The 18,902-nt window shown below is 70.2% G+C and carries 17 protein-coding genes and 1 pseudogene; 9 read left to right on the top strand and 9 right to left on the bottom strand.

Annotated elements, in window-relative coordinates:
- Positions 1–702 precede the first annotated feature (702 nt).
- Positions 703–1,017 carry a PadR family transcriptional regulator gene (locus PV721_RS00955; protein ID WP_319720809.1) on the top strand — a complete coding sequence of 105 codons (315 nt, stop codon included), beginning with the start codon at positions 703–705 and terminating at the stop codon, positions 1,015–1,017.
- A gap of 12 nt (positions 1,018–1,029) precedes the next feature.
- Here PV721_RS00955 and PV721_RS00950 read toward each other — a convergent pair whose 3' ends face one another.
- The 5 genes from PV721_RS00950 to PV721_RS00930 all read right to left on the bottom strand — a co-directional run bounded on the left by PV721_RS00950 (position 1,030) and on the right by PV721_RS00930 (position 5,609).
- Positions 1,030–1,536, bottom strand: a complete 507-nt coding sequence (locus PV721_RS00950; protein ID WP_319720807.1) for a DoxX family protein — start codon at positions 1,534–1,536, stop codon at positions 1,030–1,032.
- Between the two features lie 129 nt (positions 1,537–1,665).
- Positions 1,666–2,540, bottom strand: a protein-coding gene (locus PV721_RS00945) for an IS5 family transposase (protein ID WP_416370996.1) whose coding sequence is annotated in 2 segments (ribosomal slippage) — positions 1,666–2,159 and positions 2,159–2,540 — 876 coding nt in all. Because the reading frame shifts where the segments join, the coding sequence is not laid out codon by codon here.
- Between the two features lie 42 nt (positions 2,541–2,582).
- A complete protein-coding gene (locus PV721_RS00940; RefSeq protein ID WP_319720805.1) occupies positions 2,583–3,137 on the bottom strand; it encodes a GNAT family protein in 555 nt (184 codons plus the stop codon).
- A gap of 184 nt (positions 3,138–3,321) precedes the next feature.
- Positions 3,322–4,596: an APC family permease gene (locus PV721_RS00935; protein ID WP_319720804.1), complete on the bottom strand. Its 1,275-nt coding sequence runs from the start codon at positions 4,594–4,596 to the stop codon at positions 3,322–3,324.
- Positions 4,597–4,943: 347 nt separating this feature from the next.
- Positions 4,944–5,609: a metalloregulator ArsR/SmtB family transcription factor gene (locus PV721_RS00930; RefSeq protein WP_319720803.1), complete on the bottom strand. Its 666-nt coding sequence runs from the start codon at positions 5,607–5,609 to the stop codon at positions 4,944–4,946.
- An 83-nt stretch (positions 5,610–5,692) separates the two neighbouring features.
- On the opposite strand from PV721_RS00930, the gene PV721_RS00925 reads away from it, so the two are divergent.
- On the top strand, positions 5,693–7,057 hold the full coding sequence (locus tag PV721_RS00925; protein WP_319720802.1) for an MBL fold metallo-hydrolase: 1,365 nt from the start codon (positions 5,693–5,695) through the stop codon (positions 7,055–7,057).
- A complete protein-coding gene (locus PV721_RS00920; protein ID WP_319720801.1) occupies positions 7,054–8,340 on the top strand; it encodes an MFS transporter in 1,287 nt (428 codons plus the stop codon). The genes PV721_RS00925 and PV721_RS00920 overlap by 4 nt, the downstream gene beginning before the upstream one ends.
- A gap of 441 nt (positions 8,341–8,781) precedes the next feature.
- Here PV721_RS00920 and PV721_RS00915 read toward each other — a convergent pair whose 3' ends face one another.
- The 3 genes from PV721_RS00915 to PV721_RS00905 are packed head-to-tail and all read right to left on the bottom strand — an operon-like array spanning position 8,782 to position 10,980.
- Positions 8,782–9,840, bottom strand: a complete 1,059-nt coding sequence (locus PV721_RS00915; protein WP_319720800.1) for an ArsO family NAD(P)H-dependent flavin-containing monooxygenase — start codon at positions 9,838–9,840, stop codon at positions 8,782–8,784.
- Positions 9,837–10,631 carry an aquaporin gene (locus PV721_RS00910; RefSeq protein ID WP_319720799.1) on the bottom strand — a complete coding sequence of 265 codons (795 nt, stop codon included), beginning with the start codon at positions 10,629–10,631 and terminating at the stop codon, positions 9,837–9,839. The genes PV721_RS00915 and PV721_RS00910 overlap by 4 nt, the downstream gene beginning before the upstream one ends.
- Before the next feature lie 34 nt (positions 10,632–10,665).
- Positions 10,666–10,980, bottom strand: a complete 315-nt coding sequence (locus PV721_RS00905; RefSeq protein ID WP_031147140.1) for an ArsR/SmtB family transcription factor — start codon at positions 10,978–10,980, stop codon at positions 10,666–10,668.
- A gap of 90 nt (positions 10,981–11,070) precedes the next feature.
- Between PV721_RS00905 and PV721_RS00900 the strand changes: the two genes are divergently transcribed.
- The 4 genes and pseudogenes from PV721_RS00900 to PV721_RS00885 all read left to right on the top strand — a co-directional run.
- Positions 11,071–11,493: an arsenate reductase ArsC gene (locus tag PV721_RS00900; RefSeq protein WP_319720798.1), complete on the top strand. Its 423-nt coding sequence runs from the start codon at positions 11,071–11,073 to the stop codon at positions 11,491–11,493.
- Positions 11,490–12,434, top strand: a complete 945-nt coding sequence (gene trxB / locus PV721_RS00895) for a thioredoxin-disulfide reductase (RefSeq protein ID WP_319720797.1) — start codon at positions 11,490–11,492, stop codon at positions 12,432–12,434. The genes PV721_RS00900 and trxB overlap by 4 nt, the downstream gene beginning before the upstream one ends.
- Before the next feature lie 42 nt (positions 12,435–12,476).
- Complete coding sequence (gene trxA, locus PV721_RS00890) at positions 12,477–12,788, top strand: thioredoxin (RefSeq protein ID WP_319720796.1); 312 nt, start codon at positions 12,477–12,479, stop codon at positions 12,786–12,788.
- A gap of 1,348 nt (positions 12,789–14,136) precedes the next feature.
- Positions 14,137–14,439 (top strand): annotated as a pseudogene (locus PV721_RS00885) (MerR family DNA-binding protein); the annotation flags it as partial.
- A gap of 75 nt (positions 14,440–14,514) precedes the next feature.
- Here the strand turns inward: PV721_RS00885 and PV721_RS00880 are convergent.
- On the bottom strand, positions 14,515–15,396 hold the full coding sequence (locus PV721_RS00880) for a potassium channel family protein (RefSeq protein WP_319720795.1): 882 nt from the start codon (positions 15,394–15,396) through the stop codon (positions 14,515–14,517).
- A 392-nt stretch (positions 15,397–15,788) separates the two neighbouring features.
- On the opposite strand from PV721_RS00880, the gene PV721_RS00875 reads away from it, so the two are divergent.
- Together PV721_RS00875 and nhaA are read left to right on the top strand one after the other, a co-directional pair.
- Complete coding sequence (locus tag PV721_RS00875) at positions 15,789–17,330, top strand: alanine/glycine:cation symporter family protein (protein WP_319720794.1); 1,542 nt, start codon at positions 15,789–15,791, stop codon at positions 17,328–17,330.
- Positions 17,331–17,589: 259 nt separating this feature from the next.
- On the top strand, positions 17,590–18,897 hold the full coding sequence (gene nhaA / locus PV721_RS00870) for a Na+/H+ antiporter NhaA (protein WP_319720793.1): 1,308 nt from the start codon (positions 17,590–17,592) through the stop codon (positions 18,895–18,897).
- Positions 18,898–18,902: the final 5 nt, after the last annotated feature.

Raw genomic sequence — 18,902 nt, 5'->3', positions numbered from 1 at the left:
CAGGTCAAGGGCGTCCTGCACTCTACACCGGTAGGGGTCAGATCGGAGATCATAAAGAAAATCAACTGCCTCTGACGAGAAGGCTCCTGGTCTGCACTTCCGTGCGAACCCGGCTGTCGTGACGCCGCCGACCAGGTGTCCATTCGGTCAGCCACTTCGGAACGCTTGGGGACTAATGCTGACCAGATGCTGACTTACCTGATGGCCCTTCAGGGGCTTGGGGGGCAGCAGGACGACCCGCTCCCCCTGGGCCACCTCAGGCTTTCCCACCGTGATCAAGTAGCCGGTCGTCGCGGGGCGGGTTGCACCCTCCGCATACGGGCCAGTTGCCGTGCTGCCACGATTCGCTTCCCCCTGGCCGAATTACCCAGGCTCGTGGACCACCTCGCTCACCCCTTTCCTTCGGTCGCCCATCCCCCTTACCCCGGAGCGGACGTCCACCTCGCGCAGGACCGCGCCGAGGACGCCCTCCAGCCGCCACCGCTTCCGATCGGCCCACTTGCCCTGGCGGCCCGATCGCCTCCGGGTCCTCGGACAGCGCTTCCGCGCCCAGTCCCTGGAGCAGGCAGGGAAGGGTCAATGCGCAGGCCGCCCAAGCTATCTTGGGCGCTTCGACCACGGGGGCGCGAGCTCCGAGCCGCGTAGGATCGGGGGCCGATATCGGATTCGTCACTGTGGTGGCGGAGCAGGGAGGTGGGACGGGTGAGGGAGTTCCAGCGGGGCGCGGTACGGCTGCACATCCTGCACCACGCGGCCGAAGAGGAGATCCACGGCGCGTGGATGGCCCGGGAACTGGCCGGTCACGGCTACCAGATCAGTCCGGGGACCCTGTATCCGACGCTTCACCGGCTGGAGACGGACGGGCTGCTGGTGTCCGAGCAGCGGGTGGTCGAGGGCCGCACCCGCCGGGTGTACCGGGCGACCGATGCGGGGAAGGCGGCGCTGGCCGAGGACCGGCGGGCACTGGCCGAGCTGGCCCGGGAGGTTCTGCCTGCGGCGGACCTCCTCCGCCCGTAGCCTGGCGGCCGGTCAGCGGACCGCGGCGTCGGCCGCGGCAGCCGGGACGGCGGTCGTGCGGGCCAGGCGTGCGTCGAGTGAGAGGGCGCCTGCACCGGCCAGGAGCAGGAAGAGGCTCCCGCACAGCTGGGCGAGGTCGGTGCGGGATTCGTGGGCGAAGTCCCACCAGCCGGATTTGCCTGTGAACAGCGGGGCGTCGCCCCACAGGATCGGCAGTTTGGTGATCAGCAGGGCGCCAAGCATGTTCACGATCATGGGGATCACGGCGAGCCGGGTGAGCAGTCCGGCCAGGATCAGCAGGCCGCAGGAGATCTCGAAGACGCCGTCGAGGGGGGCGAAGAGGCCGGGGGCGGGGATGCCGGCCTTGTCGAACCGGCCGGTGCCCTGCGTGTCCGGGCGGATGAACTTCAGGATGCCCTCGGAGAGGAAGACCGCGCCGACGTACAGGCGAATGAGGACCGTTGCGGCGGGTGCGCTGGTGGCGGTCAGCCTGGCCTGCCGGATGCTGAGCTGAGTCATGGGAGTGCCTCTCTGCCTTGGCGAAGACGTATCGGACACCGATCGTCCCGCGCGGCAGAGGGGTACCGGCGGCTTTCCGCCCGCACGGAGCGGGCGCGTCGCGCCTAGGGCGTGTTTTGAAAGTGCTGGTCACAGCCACTCGTTGATGACGGCGATAGTGACTGTGGCTTCGTAGCGGACGGCGAGTTTGTCGTACCTGGTGGCCACCGCGCGGTGGCGCTTGAGTCGGTTGATCCCGCACTCCACCGCGTGTCGCTCGCAGTAGTCGGTTTTGTCGAACTTGGGCGGCCGCCCGCCGTGAGCGCCGAGTCTCTTGCGGTTCCGGATCTGGTCGACCTTTTCCGGGATGGTGCAGTGGATCCCGCGTCGGCGCAGATAGGCACGGTTGGCGCGGGAGCCGTACGCCCTGTCGGCGCGGATCCTGTTCGGCTTGGTGCGGGGGCGCCCGGAGCCGATGCGCGGGACTCGGATGCGCTCCAGCACGGGCCGGAACTGGGGCGAGTCGCCGCGCTGGCCAGCGGTGACGATCAGCGCCAGCGGCTTCTGCCCCTGCTCGACCGCGAGGTGCAACTTTGTGGTCAGGCCGCCACGGGAGCGTCCGAGTCCGTGGTCGGCAGGCTCGTCCTCGATGCCGCCGGGTTTGTCCCGCTGCAGGTCCCCCTTTTGCGGGCCCCGGCTGCGTGCTGGTGGGCACGGGCGACTGTGGAGTCCACGCTCACGTCCCAGGTGATCAGACCCTGCGCGTCTGCCCCGGCCTGAAGTCGAGTGAGGATGCGCTTCCAGGTGCCGTTGCGTTGCCAGCGCCGGAACAGGCCGTAGGCCGTCTCCCACTCGCCGTAGCGGGCGGGCACATCGCGCCAGGGGGCACCGGTCCGGGTCCGCCACCGTATGCCGTTGATCAGCTGCCGTTTGGACCAAACCGGCGGCCGCCCCGGCTTCTTACCCACCGGCAACAACGGCTCCAGTCTGGCCCACTGCTCATCCGTCAAATCTCCGCGCCCCACGATTGGATCATGACAGATCTTGATCCACTTCTAAACCGGGGCTCAGCAGAGCTCGCCCGCCAGCAGCCCCATCGTGAACATGTCGTACCACTTGCCGTCACGGCGGAAGACCTGACGAAGACGGCCCTCCTCAACGAAGCCGACCTTCTCGTAGACCCTGCGCGCGGCGTGGTTCTCGGTAACCACGGTCAGCGTTATCTTGTGGAGGCGCATGTCCTCAAAGCCGTAGCGACAGATCGTCCGCACCGCATCGGTGGCGTATCCGCGGCCCCAATACGCCTTCTCGCCCAGGTAGATATCGAGCTTCGCGATGCCCTTCTCCGGGTCCGCATCGTGCAGCATGATCAGGCCGATGAGCTGGCCGTCGGCCAGCGCCTCAATGCCAAGGAGCAAGTCGCCATAGGCGTTGCGGGGGCGCTCCTCCAGCCACTTGCGGACGCGCTCCACCGGCTGGGCATACGTGTCGTCCATCCACCGCATGACCTGAGGGTCGTGGTTCCAGCGCCACAGTGCGTCGGCGTCCGCGGGCCCCATCGCCCGCAGTTTCACCAGTTCTCCAAGCGCCATGCTCACCGACCCCTTGCGTCTCGTGATCATCTTACGAATCACGAAGTGGTACCACGGTCGGGATCGCACGCTCAATCGGTTTCGGCGGTGCCGGAACCAGGTCCAGAGCATGTTCGGGAGGAAACGCCGACTGTCAGGGGACCACCCCACGGAGTGGACAGCTAACAGTCGCAGTTGGGGGGAAGCCGAGGAGGTGGGACTTCTAAAACACGCCCTAGGAGCTGCGGGCGGTCACGATGCGGCGTATCCCGTAGGCGGCGGCGCCGAGGGTCAGGACCGCGGCGCCCCAGATCACCGAGGACGCCGGGAGGGCGAAGGCCAGGATGAGGCAGCCGGCCAGCCCGAGGGCGGGGATGAACCTGGCCGGGCGGCCCTCCTCCGGCGTGAGGGTCCAGGCGGAGGCGTTGGCGATGGCGTAGTACGCCAGCACCCCGAAGGAGGAGAACCCGATCGCCCCGCGCACGTCCGCCGTCGCGGCGAGGACCGCCACCACCGCGCCCACCAGGAGCTCGGCCCGGTGCGGCACCTTGAACTTCGGATGTACGGCGGCCAGGCCGTGGGGCAGGTGCCGGTCGCGGGCCATGGCCAGGGTGGTGCGGGAGACGCCGAGGATCAGCGCGAGCAGCGAGCCGAGGGCGGCCACCGCCGCCCCGACGCGCACAACCGGCGCCAGCCAGTCGGCACCCGCGGCCCGCACCGCGTCCGACAGCGGCGCTGCGGCCTCCGCCAGCCCCTGCGGGCCCAGCACAGTCAGGACGGCAATGGCGACAACGGCGTAGACGACCAGAGTGATGCCGAGCGCGATGGAGATGCCCCAGGGGATGGTGCGCTGCGGGTCGCGGACCTCCTCTCCGAGGGTGGCGATGCGCGCGTACCCGGCGAAGGCGAAGAACAGCAGGCCCGCCGCTTGGAGCACGCCGCCGAAGGTCGCGTCGTCCCCGACACCGAGCCGGTCCGCGGTCGACGCGGACGAGGTGAGGGAGGCGACCACCACGGCGGCGAGCACCGCCAACACCAGGACCACGATCACCCGGGTCAGCATCGCCGACTTCTGCACCCCGGCGTAGTTCACCGCGGTCAGCGCCACCACCGCCGCGACCGCGACCGCGTGCTCCTGACCGGGCCACACGTACGAGCCCACCGTCAGCGCCATGGCTGCGCAGGAGGCTGTCTTGCCTACCACGAACCCCCACCCGGCGAGGTAGCCCCAGAAGTCACCCAGCCGCTCGCGGCCGTAGACATAGGTGCCGCCCGACGCCGGGTACCGGGCGGCGAGACGGGCGGAGGAGGTGGCGTTGCAGTACGCGACCACGGCAGCCAGGGCCAGGCTGATCAGCAGTCCGGAGCCGGCCGCGTGCGCGGCCGGCGCGAGTGCGGCGAAGATCCCGGCGCCGATCATCGACCCCAGGCCGATCACCACGGCGTCGGTGACGCCGAGCCGCCGCTGCAACGCGTCCGGCATCCCGGCGGCCCCCGATGGTTGGCTCATGGACTCACTCCTCAGCAGCGGGGCCGCACCTCTTACGGACTCCGATATCGGCAGACGATATAAGGGCCCTTCGCGCCACCAAGCGGGGGCCGAACGCGGACAAGACCCCTCGGTCGCCTTGCCCCGCCGGGCGCTCGCCGAGGTCGAGGACGCCACAGGGGACGACGGCCCGCCGCACCGGCCCGAGCACGCCCGCATCCGCCGGCCGGAAGGCCCCTCACTCCCGACGGGATCAGCCTCTGCGAACGCCTCCGGGCCCAACCCCACTCGAACACGGAAATCCGCAGGTGGACCCCAAGAACAATTTCACCGGCAGCCGCTGCACCGGTCCTTCCCGCGCCAGCCGGTCATGCGGCGCCCGCGTCGACGGGCAGGGCGGCCAGGCGCCATTCGAGCATGCCGTCGGCGAGCCGGGCGGCGCGGCGGCCGCGGGCGGTGAGCAGGCGGACCGCGTCGTGCGCGAGCACACAGTTGGTGCCGCGGCAGTAGGCGACCACTTCAGCCCCGTCGGGGAGTTCGGCGAGGCGGGCTTCGAGTTGGTCGAGTGGGATGGACACGGCGCCGGGGATGTGGCCAGCGGCGTACTCCTCGGCGGGGCGGACGTCGATGACGGTGGCGGTGCCCGCCTTGACGCGCTCCAGCAGTTGCTCGCGGGTGAGGTGGTCGGTGTCGTCAGGGCCGAGGTAGGCGGTGCGGGCCTGGCCGGCGGCGGCCCGATGGGTCCGGGCGACCTGCTGCAGCAGTGCGTACAGGGCGGCGACGTCGTCCCCGGCGAGGCGGTAGTGGATGCGCACTCCGTCGCGGCGGGTGGCGACGAGCCCGGCCTGCTTGAGGGTCTGCAGGTGGGCGGAGGCGGTGGTCAGGCCGAGCCCGGCGGCCCTGGCGAGGGCGTCGACGCTGCGCTCGCCCTGGGCGAGCAGGTCGAGCAGTTCCAGGCGCTTGCCGTTGGACAGGGCCTTGCCGGTCTGGGCGATGGCGTCGAACAGCTCTGCTTTGCGGGCGGGGTCTCCCATGGCATCCTCCATAAATCCATGGAATATTGTATTAGCAGTCGGGTGGGATGGCCACCCCGACCCCTGCCTTCTTGGAGGACGCCGTGGGATTCGCAGATGAGCACCTGATACCCCTGGTCGACGACGGGCTGGGCAACAGCGCCTACCTGGCCGACCTCGGCGACGGCCGCGCCCTGGCCGTGGACGCCTCGCGGGATCTGCGGGCCCTGCGCGCGGCCGCGGACCGGCGGGGCCTGAGGGTGGCGTTCGCCGCCGACACCCACCTGCACGCCGACTTCCTCACCGGCGCCCTCCAGCTGGCAGCGGCCGACGGCGCCACCGTGTTGGCCTCGGCCGCCGGCCACCGGGCCTTCGAACACACCGCGCTCGGCGACGGCGACGAAGTCGATCTCGGCGGACTGACCCTCAGGGCGCTGGCCACGCCCGGCCACACCGACGAGCACCTGTCGTTCCTGATCCTCGACGGGGCGCGTGAGCTCGGGGTGTTCACCGGAGGGTCGTTGATCGTCGGCTCCGCCGCCCGCACCGACCTCCTGGGCGCGGACCGGGCCGAGGAGCTGGCCCGCTGTCAGTACCGCTCGCTGCGCAGGCTGGCCGAACTGCCGGACGCGACCGCAGTGTGGCCCACCCACGGGGCCGGCTCGTTCTGCTCCGCTCCGCCCGGCAGCGAGCGGACCACCACCATCGGCGCCCAGAAGGCCGCCAACCATCTGCTCGCCGCCCCCGACGAGGACATCTTCGTCCAGCGGCTGCTCGCCTCGCTCGGCTCCTACCCCGCCTACTTCGACCGCCTCGCCGAGACCAACCGCCGCGGACCGGCACTGACGGCCGCCGCCCCCGCTCTGGAGCCGCTCACCACCACCGAGGTGCGCTCCCTGCTCGCCGCGGGCGCGCAGCTCGTCGACGCCCGCCCCGTCGCCGAGTTCGCCGACGGCCACATCCCCGGTGCGCTCTCGAATCCGCTGCGCCCCGCGTTCGCAACCTGGCTCGGCTGGCTGCTGCCCGACGACATCCCGCTCGTCTTCGTCCTCGGCCCAGGCCAGGACCCGGCCGAGCTCGCCTGGCAGGCCACGAAGATCGGCTACGACCGCCTCGCCGGCCGGCTCGCGGGCGGCATGGACTCCTGGCGCGCCGACGGCGGCCCCCTCGCCACGATTCCGCTCGTCACGGGCGGACAGATCGGCGACCGCCCTGTGCTGGACGTCCGCCAGGACAGCGAATTCCGGGCTGGTCACATCCCCGGCGCGGCCCATCGCGAACTCGGCACGCTCGCCGCCGACAGCCATGATCTCGGCGACGGGGCGGTGGTGATGTGCGGGCACGGCGAACGCGCGATGACCGCCGCCAGCCTCCTGGCCCGCAGCGGCGCCCGCGGCCTCACCGTCCTGGCCGGCGGCGCGGACGACTGGGCGAAGGCCACCGGCCGGGAGCTGGAGGACGGCGCATGAGAGGCCCCGCCGCCCGGCCCACCCCACCGGCCGGAGCGCCGGGCGACATCCGGCTCGGCCTGCGCGCCAACCTCGCCCAGTTCAGCCTGCTGGTCGCGGTCAACGCCCTGGTCGGAGGCATGCTCGGCCAGGAGCGCACGGTGCTGCCCCTGCTCGCGGAACAGACGTTCCATCTGTCCGCCTACACCGCTGCCCTGACCTACATCGTGGCGTTCGGCGCGACCAAGGCCGTCACCAACTTCTTCGCCGGCACCTGGTCCGACCGCTACGGCCGCAAGCCGGTGCTGGTCGCCGGATGGCTGATCGCCCTGCCGGTGCCGCTGCTGCTGATCTGGGCGCCGTCCTGGGGCTGGGTCGTCTTCGCAAACGTCCTGCTCGGCGTCAACCAGGGCCTGACGTGGTCCACCACCGTCATCATGAAGATCGACCTGGTCGGCCCCGCCCGGCGCGGTCTCGCGATGGGCTTCAACGAGGCCGCCGGCTACGGCGCCCTCGCCGCGACCGCCATGGCCACCGGCGCCATCGCCGCCCACTGGGACCTTCGGCCCCAGCCGTTCTTCCTCGGCGTCGCGTACGCGGCACTGGGGCTGGGCCTGTCCGTCCTCGTGGTGAAGGAGACCCGCGAACACGCCCGCGCCGAGGCGGCCCTGCATCCCGCGCCGAAGAACCCCGACCACCATGGCGGGCTGAGCACCGCACAGATCGCAGGCATCACCAGCCTGGGGGACAAGGCGCTGTCCTCCGCCAGCTGGGCGGGCATGGTCAACAATCTCAACGACGCCCTCGCCTGGGGCGTCTTCCCGCTCCTGTACGCCGCCCACGGCCTGTCCATCGGTGAGATCGGCCTCCTCGCCGCCCTGTACCCCGCCGTGTGGGGCGTCGGGCAGATCCTGACCGGCTGGTGGTCCGACCGCATCGGCCGCAAACACCTGATCACCGCCGGAATGCTGGTCCAGGCCGCCGCCATCGGCCTGGTCGCCGCCGGCACGACGTTGCCGGTCTGGGCCGCGGCCCAAGTCCTGCTGGGTGTCGGCACCGCCCTGGTCTACCCGACACTGCTGGCCGTCATCGGCGACGTCGCCCACCCGGCCTGGCGGGCCCGCGCCGTCGGCGTCTACCGACTCTGGCGCGACGGCGGCTTCGCCGTCGGCGCCCTCCTCGCCGGAGTCCTCGCCGACGCCTTCGGCCTGACCGCCGCCATCTGGGCCGTCGCCGCCCTCACCGCCGCCGCCGGACTCGTGGTCGCCGTCCGGATGTATGAGACCCATGCCCGCCCCCAGTAGCCCAACGGACAGGCCCGCGGTAGGAGCCAGTGCGGCACGGAGTTCTGCCAGTGGCGTCGGGGAGATGCTCCGGTCGCGGCCGGGGCCAGCGGTTCGACGGTCCGTTGAGGCGGCGCGATGCGGCTGCGAGTTGGCGGTCCGCTGTCCGCTCCCTCTGTCGTGCAGGACGAAGTGGGCCGGACCTGCGGAGGAATCGGAGCGGACCAGGTGGATGACCGCGGTGGGGGGCGTCGTACGCCGAGTCGTCGACGGCGCGGTCGCGCGTCGGCGGTGAGCGCGTCGGCCTACGCCGTTCACCGCCTCCTCTGCTGCCCGACGGCGTCGAAGACTGCGTGGTGCTGGGCCTGCCAGTGTGCGCGGCGGTGAAGGGCCACCTGCATGGCGCAGAGCGCGGGCAGCGCGGCGCGGGCCGCGGCCGGTCCCCGTGCATGGTGATGAAGGTCAGGCTCGGATCAGTTCCGCGATCTCGCGTGCGGCTTCGCGCGCGGGGCGGCCGACGCCGATGAGTGTGGCGGCGGCGGGGCCGGTCCAGTCGCCGTAACCCAGCAGGTGCAGGCGGGGTTCGTCGACGGCGCGGGTGCCGATCGTGGCGATGCGGCCGTGGGTACCGCGCAGGCGGAGCGAGGTGAAGTGCGCCAGGTCCGGGCGGAAGCCGGTGCACCAGATGATCGCGTCGGCCTGCGCGCTCGTCCCGTCGGCCCAGGTGACGCCCTGCTTGGTGAGGCGGCTGAACATGGGCGTGGCGGTGAGGAGGCCGGCGTCGCGGGCGGCGCGTACGGGCGGGACGGTGACGATGTCGCCGAGCGAGGCGACACCAACGGTGTCCGTGCGGCCGGCGTCCAGGGCCTGGCGGCGGGCGGTCGCGGCGTCGAAGAGCGCACGGCCATCGATCTCGTCGGGCAGGTAGCGGGGCGGACGCCGGGTGACCCACGTCAGGTCGGCCGGAGCCGCGAGGTCGGCGGCGATCTGCGCGCCGGAGTTCCCACCGCCAACGACGATCACGCGTTGCCCGGCGAAGTCGTCGGAGTTGCGGTACTGCACGGTGTGGAGCTGGCGGCCCGCGAAGGTGCGGCGGCCCGGGACGGCGGGCAGGAAGGGCCGGGTCCAGGTGCCAGTGGCGCTGACGACGGCCCGGGCCTGCCAGTCGCCACAGTCGGTGTCGATGCGGAGGAAGGCGCCGTCCCGGTGGACCGCATCGACCCATGCTTCGCGCTTGACGGGCAGCTCGTACCGCTTTTCGTAGTCGGCGAGGTACGACACCACGTGCTGTGCGTCCGGATAGACCTCGCCGGGCTGGACGGGCATGAGCCGACCGGGCAGCGAGGAGTAAGCGGCCGGGGAGAACAGGCGGAGGGAGTCCCAGGTGTGCTGCCAGGCTCCGCCCGGTGCCGCCTGGGCATCGAGGATGACGAACTCGATGCCCAGGCGACGCAGGTGGTAACCGGCGGCGAGCCCTGCTTGGCCGCCGCCGATCACCACCACGTCCGTGCGCTGTGTCATGCCGAGGAGGCTCCGGCAGTCGCAGTCTTGCCGCGCATGAAGATGACTGCCACCAGGGCCAGGCCGACGATCACGCCGGCCAGTTGGGCGCCGATGAAGCCCGGGACCGAGGCGGGGGCGATGCCCGCGAAGGTGTCGGTGAACGCGCGGCCGATGGTGACGGCCGGGTTGGCGAAGGAGGTGGAGGAGGTGAACCAGTAGGCGGCGCCGATGTAGGAGGCGACGGCTACGGGGGCGAAGCGCAGGCGGCCGGTGCGGGCCAGGCCGAAGATCAGCAGGATCAGTCCCGCGGTGGCGACGACCTCGCCGAGGAGAAGGTTCCCGGCGGAGCGGTCGTGGGTGGACCACTTGACCAGCGGTTCGCCGAACATCGCGCCCGCCAGGATCGCGCCCGCGATCGCGCCGACGATCTGCGACGGCACGTAGGCGGCCAGCTCGCGGGCGTTGACTCCGGCGCCGCCGCGGCGGGCGGTCCACCACTCGGCCAGCGTGACGGCCGGGTTGAAGTGGGCACCGGAGACCGGGCCGAGGAGGACGATCAGCACGCCGAGCCCGAAGACGGTGGCGGTGGAGTTGGCCAGCAGCTGCAGGCCCACGTCCTGGCTGAGCTCGGTGGCCTGGATGCCGGAGCCGACCACCACCGCCACAAGCGCCGCGGTGCCGACGAGTTCGGCGGCGGCGCGGGCGATCAAGGGGGTCTGGGGCGGGGTCGCGCCGGGTGCGGGCTGGGGCACGTCGGCGGCTATGCCGGACGCCGCTGCGGGGGCGGCGACGGGCTCGGTGACGGACAACGGTTCTCCTCGGGCAGGTGAGGCAAATAGCGGGCTATGGGCAGGACCGCTTGAGGTTCGCTTCGGCGGTGGCACGCGCGGTCTGAGCGAGGTCGGCGAACTGACCGGCGATGGCCTCGATGACTTCCGGGCGCAGGCGGTAGTAGATGTACCGTCCGCACGGCTCCGTCTCCACGACCCCGGCCTCGCGGAGAACCCTCAGGTGGTTCGAGAGGTTCGTCTGCTTGGCGCCCGTCTCCTCCACGAGATGGGTGGTGCACAGCGTCTCGCGGGCGAGCAGGGTCACGATCTGAAGCCTGAGGGGGTCTGCCAGGACTCGGATCAGTTCAGTGTCGACTGACGTCATCATGGGCTGATACTCTCACATCAGTGGCGGCTGACACCACCGGGCGCTGATCTTTACCGCCCCTTTTCCCCTTTGAGACGAGAGAGATCTCTGATGTCCGAGCAGTCCGGCAAGCCTTCTGTCCTGTTCGTCTGCGTCCACAACGCCGGTCGCTCCCAGATGGCCGCCGCGTGGCTGAGCCAGCTGGCCGGGGACCGGGTCGAGGTCCGCTCGGCCGGGTCCGCCCCCGCCGACTCGGTGAACCCGGCCGCGGTCGAGGCGATGCGCGAGGTCGGCATCGACATGTCCGCCGAGACCCCGAAGATCCTCACGGTCGACGCGGTCAAGGCCTCCGACGTGTGCATCACCATGGGCTGCGGCGACACCTGCCCCGTCTTCCCGGGCAAGCGGTACCTGGACTGGAAGCTCGAGGACCCGGCCGGTCAGGGCGTCGAGGCAGTCCGCCCGATCCGCGACGAGATCAAGAAGCTCATCGAGGGCCTGATCGCGGAGATCGCCCCGGAGCCTGCGGCGTGAGCGAGATCCGCAACGTCATCGTCATAGGTTCCGGACCTGCCGGGTACACCGCCGCGCTGTACACGGCCCGCGCGGATCTCAAGCCGCTCGTCTTCGGCGGCGCGATCTTCGTCGGCGGCTCCCTGACGACGACTACCGAGGTCGAGAACTTCCCCGGCTTCCCGCAGGGCGTCGACGGACCCGAGCTCATGGACAACATGCGGGCCCAGGCCGAGCGGTTCGGCGCCGAGATGATCGACGACGACATCGTCTCCGTCGACCTGACCGGCACCATCAAGTCCGTCACCGACAGCGAGGGCACCGTCCACCGTGCGAAGGCCGTGATCATCGCGACCGGATCCGGATACCGCAAGCTCGGCCTCCCCAAGGAGGAAGAGCTCTCCGGCCGCGGTGTGTCCTGGTGCGCGACCTGCGACGGGTTCTTCTTCCGCGACCGCGACATCGTCGTGGTCGGCGGCGGCGACACCGCCATGGAAGAGGCCACCTTCCTGACCCGCTTCGCCCGCTCGGTCACCATCGTGCACCGGCGCTCCACCCTGCGAGCCTCCCAGGTCATGCAGAACCGCGCCTTCACCGACGACAAGATCTCCTTCCTCTTCGACAGCGAGATCACCGAGCTGGAGGACAAGGACGGCAAGCTCTCCGGGCTCACCGTCCGCAACACCCTCACCGAGGAGACCCGCCACCTGGATGTGACGGGCCTGTTCATCGCGATCGGCCACGACCCGCGCAGCGAGCTGTTCACCGGTCAACTCGACCTGGACGCCGAGGGCTACCTGAGGGTGCAGTCCCCCTCCACCCGGACGAACGTCCCCGGCGTCTTCGCCGCGGGCGACGTCGTCGACCACACCTACCGCCAGGCGATCACCGCAGCCGGCAGCGGCTGCCAGGCAGCCCTCGACGCCGAGCGCTACCTCGCGGCCCTCGCCGACGCCCGGTAATCCCGACCCCTGAGAGGAGGCCTCACCACGGCCCTCAAAAGTGTGACCGACGCATCCTTCCTGAAGGACGTCCTGCAGAGCGACAAGCCCGTACTCGTCGACTTCTGGGCGGCCTGGTGCGGCCCCTGCCGCCAGCTCGCCCCCTCGCTGGAGGCCATCGCCGCCGAACACGGCGAGAAGATCGAGATCGTGAAGCTGAACATCGACGAGAACCCGGAGACGGCCGCCGCGTACGGCGTCATGTCCATCCCGACGATGAACGTCTACGTCGGCGGCAAGGTCACCAAGACCATCGTCGGCGCCAAGCCCAAGGCCGCCCTCGAACGCGAACTCGGCGAATTCCTCACCGCCTGACGGACTTTCCCCGGTGCCCCTACGGAACGGAACAGCGTAGGGGCACTGCTGTGCAACTCCGCGAGGCACCTGCTGTTCTCCTTCCGTTTCCCCGCACGGACGCGTTCATCGGCAAGCACTATCCACTCCCCCGGTGTGCGTGGAACGACGTATCGGTCGGGGAATCTCGACGCCGGCCCCGTCAGCACTCCCTGGCCCCGGCAGCCCTCCGGGACGCCGGCACGGTCCTGCTCAGCGCTCGCGCGCTGACGGGGGACGGGCCCCGGCACACAGCCGGAGGAGACAGGCTCCATCCGCGCCGACAACGAGTGCGCGGAGAAGGGCCAGGTCCTGGGCACGGGGTTCCATCGCACAGCAGATCGCGATGAAGCTCTGGACCAGGACGCCCCAGGACGCGTGCAAGCCGGTTTCCGTGGTGATGACCGGAACGGTGAGGTCGGGAAGGGAATCCACCCACTTCCGGTGCCTGCTGGCGATGTCGCTGACCGGCTTGGTGCCCTCGGGGTTGGTCTTCGGCCGCGGCAGTAGCCTCAGCCGGGCCGGTGCTACGTCGGGGAAGCGGTCCCGAACACGTTGCTGCTGGCGTCGGATCACCTCCGCGGTTTCGCCGCCAGTGGTTGTCGTAGATCAGGACGGGCGATCCGTCGGGATCGGTTTCCAGGCAGTCCAGCGTGAGGGTGTAGATCTCGTCGGGGCGGCGGCCGGTGTCGATGAGGAGTTCGGTCGCCACGCGGACCTCGGTGGTGCTCATCTCCTCCAGTAGATCGAGGTTCGCGCACAGAACACGCATCACCTCCTCGGGCAGGTCACGGCCCGCCTCGGTGTCCTCCGGCTCGTCGGGCATGTCCTCCGGCCAGACCGCGAAGTCGACCGGCATGCCCTCCAGCAGACCACCCGGCCCAACCAGGCCCAGGGTGCGAAACCGCAGCAGGACCCGGCGGACGAAGCGGGTGAACGCCAGACGCCGGGATGCGCTCAGCTTTCCGCTCGCGGTCAGGTGTCCCATGCGGTTGGTGAACGCGACGATGTCGCCCCGACCCCACCCCGGTCGGGTCTTCCCCTCGGTCGGGGCGTTGCAGACGCAGGCTCTCGGACAGCATCGCCACCGCGGCCACGATCTCGCGGGTGTGATGGACGGCGTTCTTGTTCAGCCGGCGTGGCAGATCGTCGTAGACCCAGACCTTCATCGCCTCCCGCAGCGCCAGCTGCGTGATCGCGGTGAACGGCACCGTGCTCGTGCGCCCGAACACGGCCATGTCCCACACGTCCTTGACCCGCTCCGTCTCCGGCGTGCTGTGACGCCGGAGGCGGTTGACCGGAGGAGCCCCTGAGGCGACTCCCGTGCGAAAGCAGCCGGTCAGTGGCCGGCGGCGAGTCCGACGTCGCCCGGCTCATGGTCATCCGGCGAATGAAGCCGCTCGGCTTCACCTTGGACCAGATGGGCGACCTGCTGGAGGCCACCGACCGGCTCGACGCCGACGGTGATCTCGACCCGGATGAACGCGAAGCCTTGCTGGAACGGGTCCGCGGCTACGAGAGGGCCACTGCCGAGCAGGTCGAGAAGCTGCGCGTCCAGCTCTCCCGCGCCGAGGAGTTCGCAGCCACCCTGGCCGCACGCCTGGAGCAAACCGCTCCGGCCTCTCCCCTCTGACCGCGCCCCGGCTCCACCTCGTAAACCGAGCAGCACGTCCAGCACCGGCGCCCCCGTGCCGAGGCGACGCGCCCGTCAGCCGCAACCCGCGGCGTGCCGGCCGTGATCACCCTCGAAGGACTCGAAAACCTCGCGCGCCGTGCCGCCGGTGTGCAGAAAGCGTTCGTCGAGGATGGCCGCCAGGTCGTCCAGCGCTGCCCGCAGCACTGCGGCGGAGAGCCGGACGTCCGGGTGACGGGCGCTCGCCGCCCGGTCCGCCAGATTCAGGGCCGAGGTGATCTGGCGGGCGAGGGAGGTTCGGTCGTCCCCGTCATGGAAGTAGTAGGACTCGGCGTACTGCTGGAAGTCGACGGACACCACGGAGACGGCACCGGCCAGGCCGTCGAGAATGGTTGCGCCCGCGTCGGCGTCGATCTGCTCCGTCGAAGGATGGGTACGGGCAAGGTGCGAGAGCCGCAGGGCGAGGGCCCGGCGCCGGGCGAGGGCGGGGTAGATGCCGAGGGTCCAGGCCACCGTGGCGCTGAGCAGGGCGAAGCCGACGATGGCCTCCACGGGGGCGAGGATGCGCAGCCACCCTTCGGCGGGTGCGATGTCGCCCAGGCCGAGGGTGGAGATGTGGACCAGGGAGACGTACAGGGCGTCCGGGAAGCCGGCGTGTTCGGCGGGGCGCAGGCCAGGGGTGTAGGTGAACGCCTGTGGCATGTGCGGCCAGTAGATGAAGGCCCATCCGATGACCGCGGTGAGGGCCCACGCGGCAACGACGACCACCATCGCGAGGGGGCCAGCCAGTCCTGAGGCCCGGCGGCGCAGCGGCAGGCGGGATGACAGCCTCCAAAGCGCCGTCATGACCAGGCGACTGAGGCCACCGTGGCGCGTGGGGTGCCACAGGGTATGGAACACGTCCCGCAGGACGACCAGGACGAGGACCGCGCCCGCGATGGTGATCAACCACTTCATCCCGGTCACCTTCCCCGCAATCGCCCCCCTCAGCCCACCCCGGAGCCCTCAGGGCGATCACCCTCACATGCCGTGTTCGCTCATGAAAACCTCAGATCCGGATAACGATCGCATCACCGGCCCCGGGAATCGAACCTCGGATCCCCGCGCCAGTGATCTACATCACTAAAGGTTTCGTAAAGGGCTGCTATGAATACGCCACTCCGCTTCGGCACCACCCCTCGCCGGATCACGGAGTGCCGCCTCGCACCGGCTTTGCACAAGGGAGAATCCCGGTCCGAGTCCAAGGACCGAGACGCCCAGGTTCGCCGATCGGACACGGCGTTCGCTCAAAGCCCGCACTCATACCGACGCACCGCACTGCGCCGGTTAGGGCATCGAGGTAAAGCCAGATGTCACTCGACACCATCACCACCTCCGTGGACGACGCCGTCAGCAGATTCTTCGAGCCCATCGCCAAGTGGCTCGGGGACATCGTCTTCTACTCCGGCCCGGTGGGCGGTACCCAACTGCCGCTGATCGCCGCCTGGCTGGTCGTGGCCGGTCTGGTCTTCTCCGGCTGGTTCGGACTGGTCCAGATACGCAAGTTCCGCCTCGCGGTGGACGTGGTGCGCGGCAAGTACGACGAGAAGGGGTCGACCGGTGAGGTCAACCACTTCCAGGCCCTGACCGCGGCCGTCTCCGGCACCGTGGGCCTCGGCAACATCGCCGGTGTCGCCGTCGCCGTCTCCATCGGCGGCCCGGGCGCGACGTTCTGGATGATCCTCTGCGGCCTGCTGGGCATGGCGACGAAGTTCGTCGAGGTGACCCTGGGCGTGAAGTACCGCGAGGTGCACGCCGACGGAACCGTCTCCGGCGGCCCGATGCACTACCTGCCCAAGGGCCTGGCCGAGCGCTTCGGCGCCCGCGGCAAGACCCTCGGCAAGGTCCTGGCGGTCCTCGCCTCCGCGATGATCCTCTTCTTCGGCCTCTTCGGCGGCAACCTCTTCCAGGTCAACCAGTCCTACGCCCAGCTGGTCTCCGTCACCGGCGGCGAAAACGGCATGATGGGCTCCTCCGCCGGCGCCCTGTTCTTCGGCATCCTGATCGCCGCGATCGTCGGCATCGTGCTCCTCGGCGGCATCCGCTCCATCGCCTCCGTCACCAGCCGGCTCGTCCCGGCGATGGCCGGCATCTACATCGCGGCCTGCCTGGTCGTCATCCTGGTCAACGTTTCCGCGGTCCCGTCCGCGGTCTCGTCGATCATCGAGGGCGCCTTCAACCCGCAGAGTGTCGCCGGCGGTGTCCTGGGTGCGCTGATCATCGGCTTCAAGCGGGCCGCGTTATCCAACGAGGCCGGTCTCGGCTCCGCCCCGATCGCGCACTCCGCGGTCAAGACCAAGCACCCCGCCAGCGAGGGCCTGGTCGCCCTGCTGGAGCCGTTCATCGACACGGTCGTCATCTGCACCATGACCGCGCTGACCATCGTCATCGCCAACCCGGCCAGCTGGGGCGAGGCCCGCAAGGGCGATTCCATCGGCGGCGTGACCATCACCTCCGACGCCTTCGCCACCGTCCTGCCCTGGTTCCCGTACATCCTGACCATCGCGGTCATGCTGTTCGCCATCTCCACGGTTCTGACCTGGGGCTACTACTGCATGAAGGCCTGGACCCACCTCTTCGGCCGCAGCAAGGGCAGCGAGCTCACCTTCAAGGTCATGTACACCCTGTTCGCGGTGGCCGGCTCCCTGCTGACTCTGCAGACCCTGATCGACATGGCCGACGCGGTGCTCTTCATGCTCGCCGTCATCAACATCATCGGCCTCTACCTGCTCGCCCCCGTCGTCAAGCGCGAGCTGAACACCTTCCTCGACTTCGTCCGCCGCCGCGACGCCGGCCAGGAAACCGAAGCAGACGAGGACGAAGACCAGGAGCCGGTGAAGACCACCGTCTGACCGTCCCCCCGGCGACCCGGCTCCTGAGCGGGTCCGTACACACCTCGCGCCTTGGTGTGTACGGACCCGCTCCTTTTGTGTTTCAGCAGGTGAGAACCCCTCTGGTGGGATCCGGGGATCGCAGATAGGGTGTAAAGAACGCGTCAAGGAACTCGTTTCTCCTCAACGAGTGGCGCGGGGTGTGCCGGGAAGTCTGGTCGGCGATAGGGGCTGTGTGCCCTTTTCCCGCTGACGCCCCCGGAAGGCCACCCTCACCCTCATGAGCAGCCCGCGCCCGCGCATCGTTTTCGGACTCGTGCCCTGGCCCGAACGCCAGGCCATCGCCTCGGCCCTGCGCACGGAGACCGTGGGCGGCCTGGTCCTCCTCGCAGCCGCCGTCGTCGCGCTGGTCTGGGCCAACACCCCGTGGAGCGGTGCGTACGAGGCCATCCGCGATTTCCATTTCGGCATACCCGCGCTGGGCCTGGACCTCTCCGTCGGGCACTGGACCGCCGACGGCCTCCTCGCGATCTTCTTCCTCGTCGCGGGCATCGAGCTCAAACGTGAGCTCGTCGTCGGTGAGCTGCGTACCCCCGCCACCGCGGCCCTGCCCGTGATCGCCGCGGTCTGCGGCATGGCCGTGCCCGCCGCTCTGTACGCCGCCACCGCCTGGGCAGGGGGCGGCAGCCTGGACGGCTGGGCCGTGCCCATGGCCACCGACATCGCCTTCGCCCTCGCGGTCCTCGCCGTCATCTCCACGCACCTGCCGGCCGCCCTGCGCGCGTTCCTCCTCACCCTCGCCGTCGTCGACGACCTCGGCGCCATCCTGATCATCGCGATCTTCTTCACCAGCGACCTGAACCTCTGGGCGCTCGGCGGAGCGTTCGCCGGACTCGCCGTCTTCTACCTTCTCCAGCGCTACCGGATCCGCGGCTGGTGGTGGTACGTGCCGCTCGGCATCGCGATCTGGGCACTGATGTACAACGGGGGCGTCCACGCCACCGTCGCCGGCGTCGCCATGGGCCTGATCCTGCGCACCACCCGCGACAAGGGTGAAGAGGTCTCCCCCGCCTCCCGGGTCTCGCACGTCATGCACCCCTTCTCCGCCGGGGTCGCGGTCCCCCTCTTCGCCCTCTTCGCCGCCGGCGTCAGCATCTCCGGCCCCGCCCTGGCCGAGGTGTTCACCAGCCCCGAGCCGCTCGGAGTCGTCATCGGACTCGTCGTCGGCAAGGTCCTCGGCATCTTCGTCGGCACCTACCTCGCCGCCCGCTTCACCAAGGCCGAGCTCAACCCCGACCTCGCCTGGGCCGACGTCCTGGGGCTGTCCGTCCTCGCCGGAATCGGCTTCACCGTCGCCCTGCTCATCGGTGAACTCGCCTTCCCGGGCGCAGCCGTCGGCGAGCACGTCAAGGCAGCCGTCCTCATCGCGTCCGTCACCGCCGCCGTACTCGCGGCCGTACTCCTGCGCCGCCGGAACACCCTCTACCGGCGCCTGTACGAAGAGGAGAACGCCGACGACGACGCCGACGGCATCCCCGACATCTACCAGCGCACCCCGGCGGCACCGGCCGGGGCGCACGACAACTGATCACC

The organism is Streptomyces sp. MB09-01, assembly GCF_033794505.1.
GTDB lineage: Bacteria > Actinomycetota > Actinomycetes > Streptomycetales > Streptomycetaceae > Streptomyces.
Note: the sequence above shows the minus strand (reverse complement) of the source record. Positions and strands in the feature narration are given on the sequence as shown.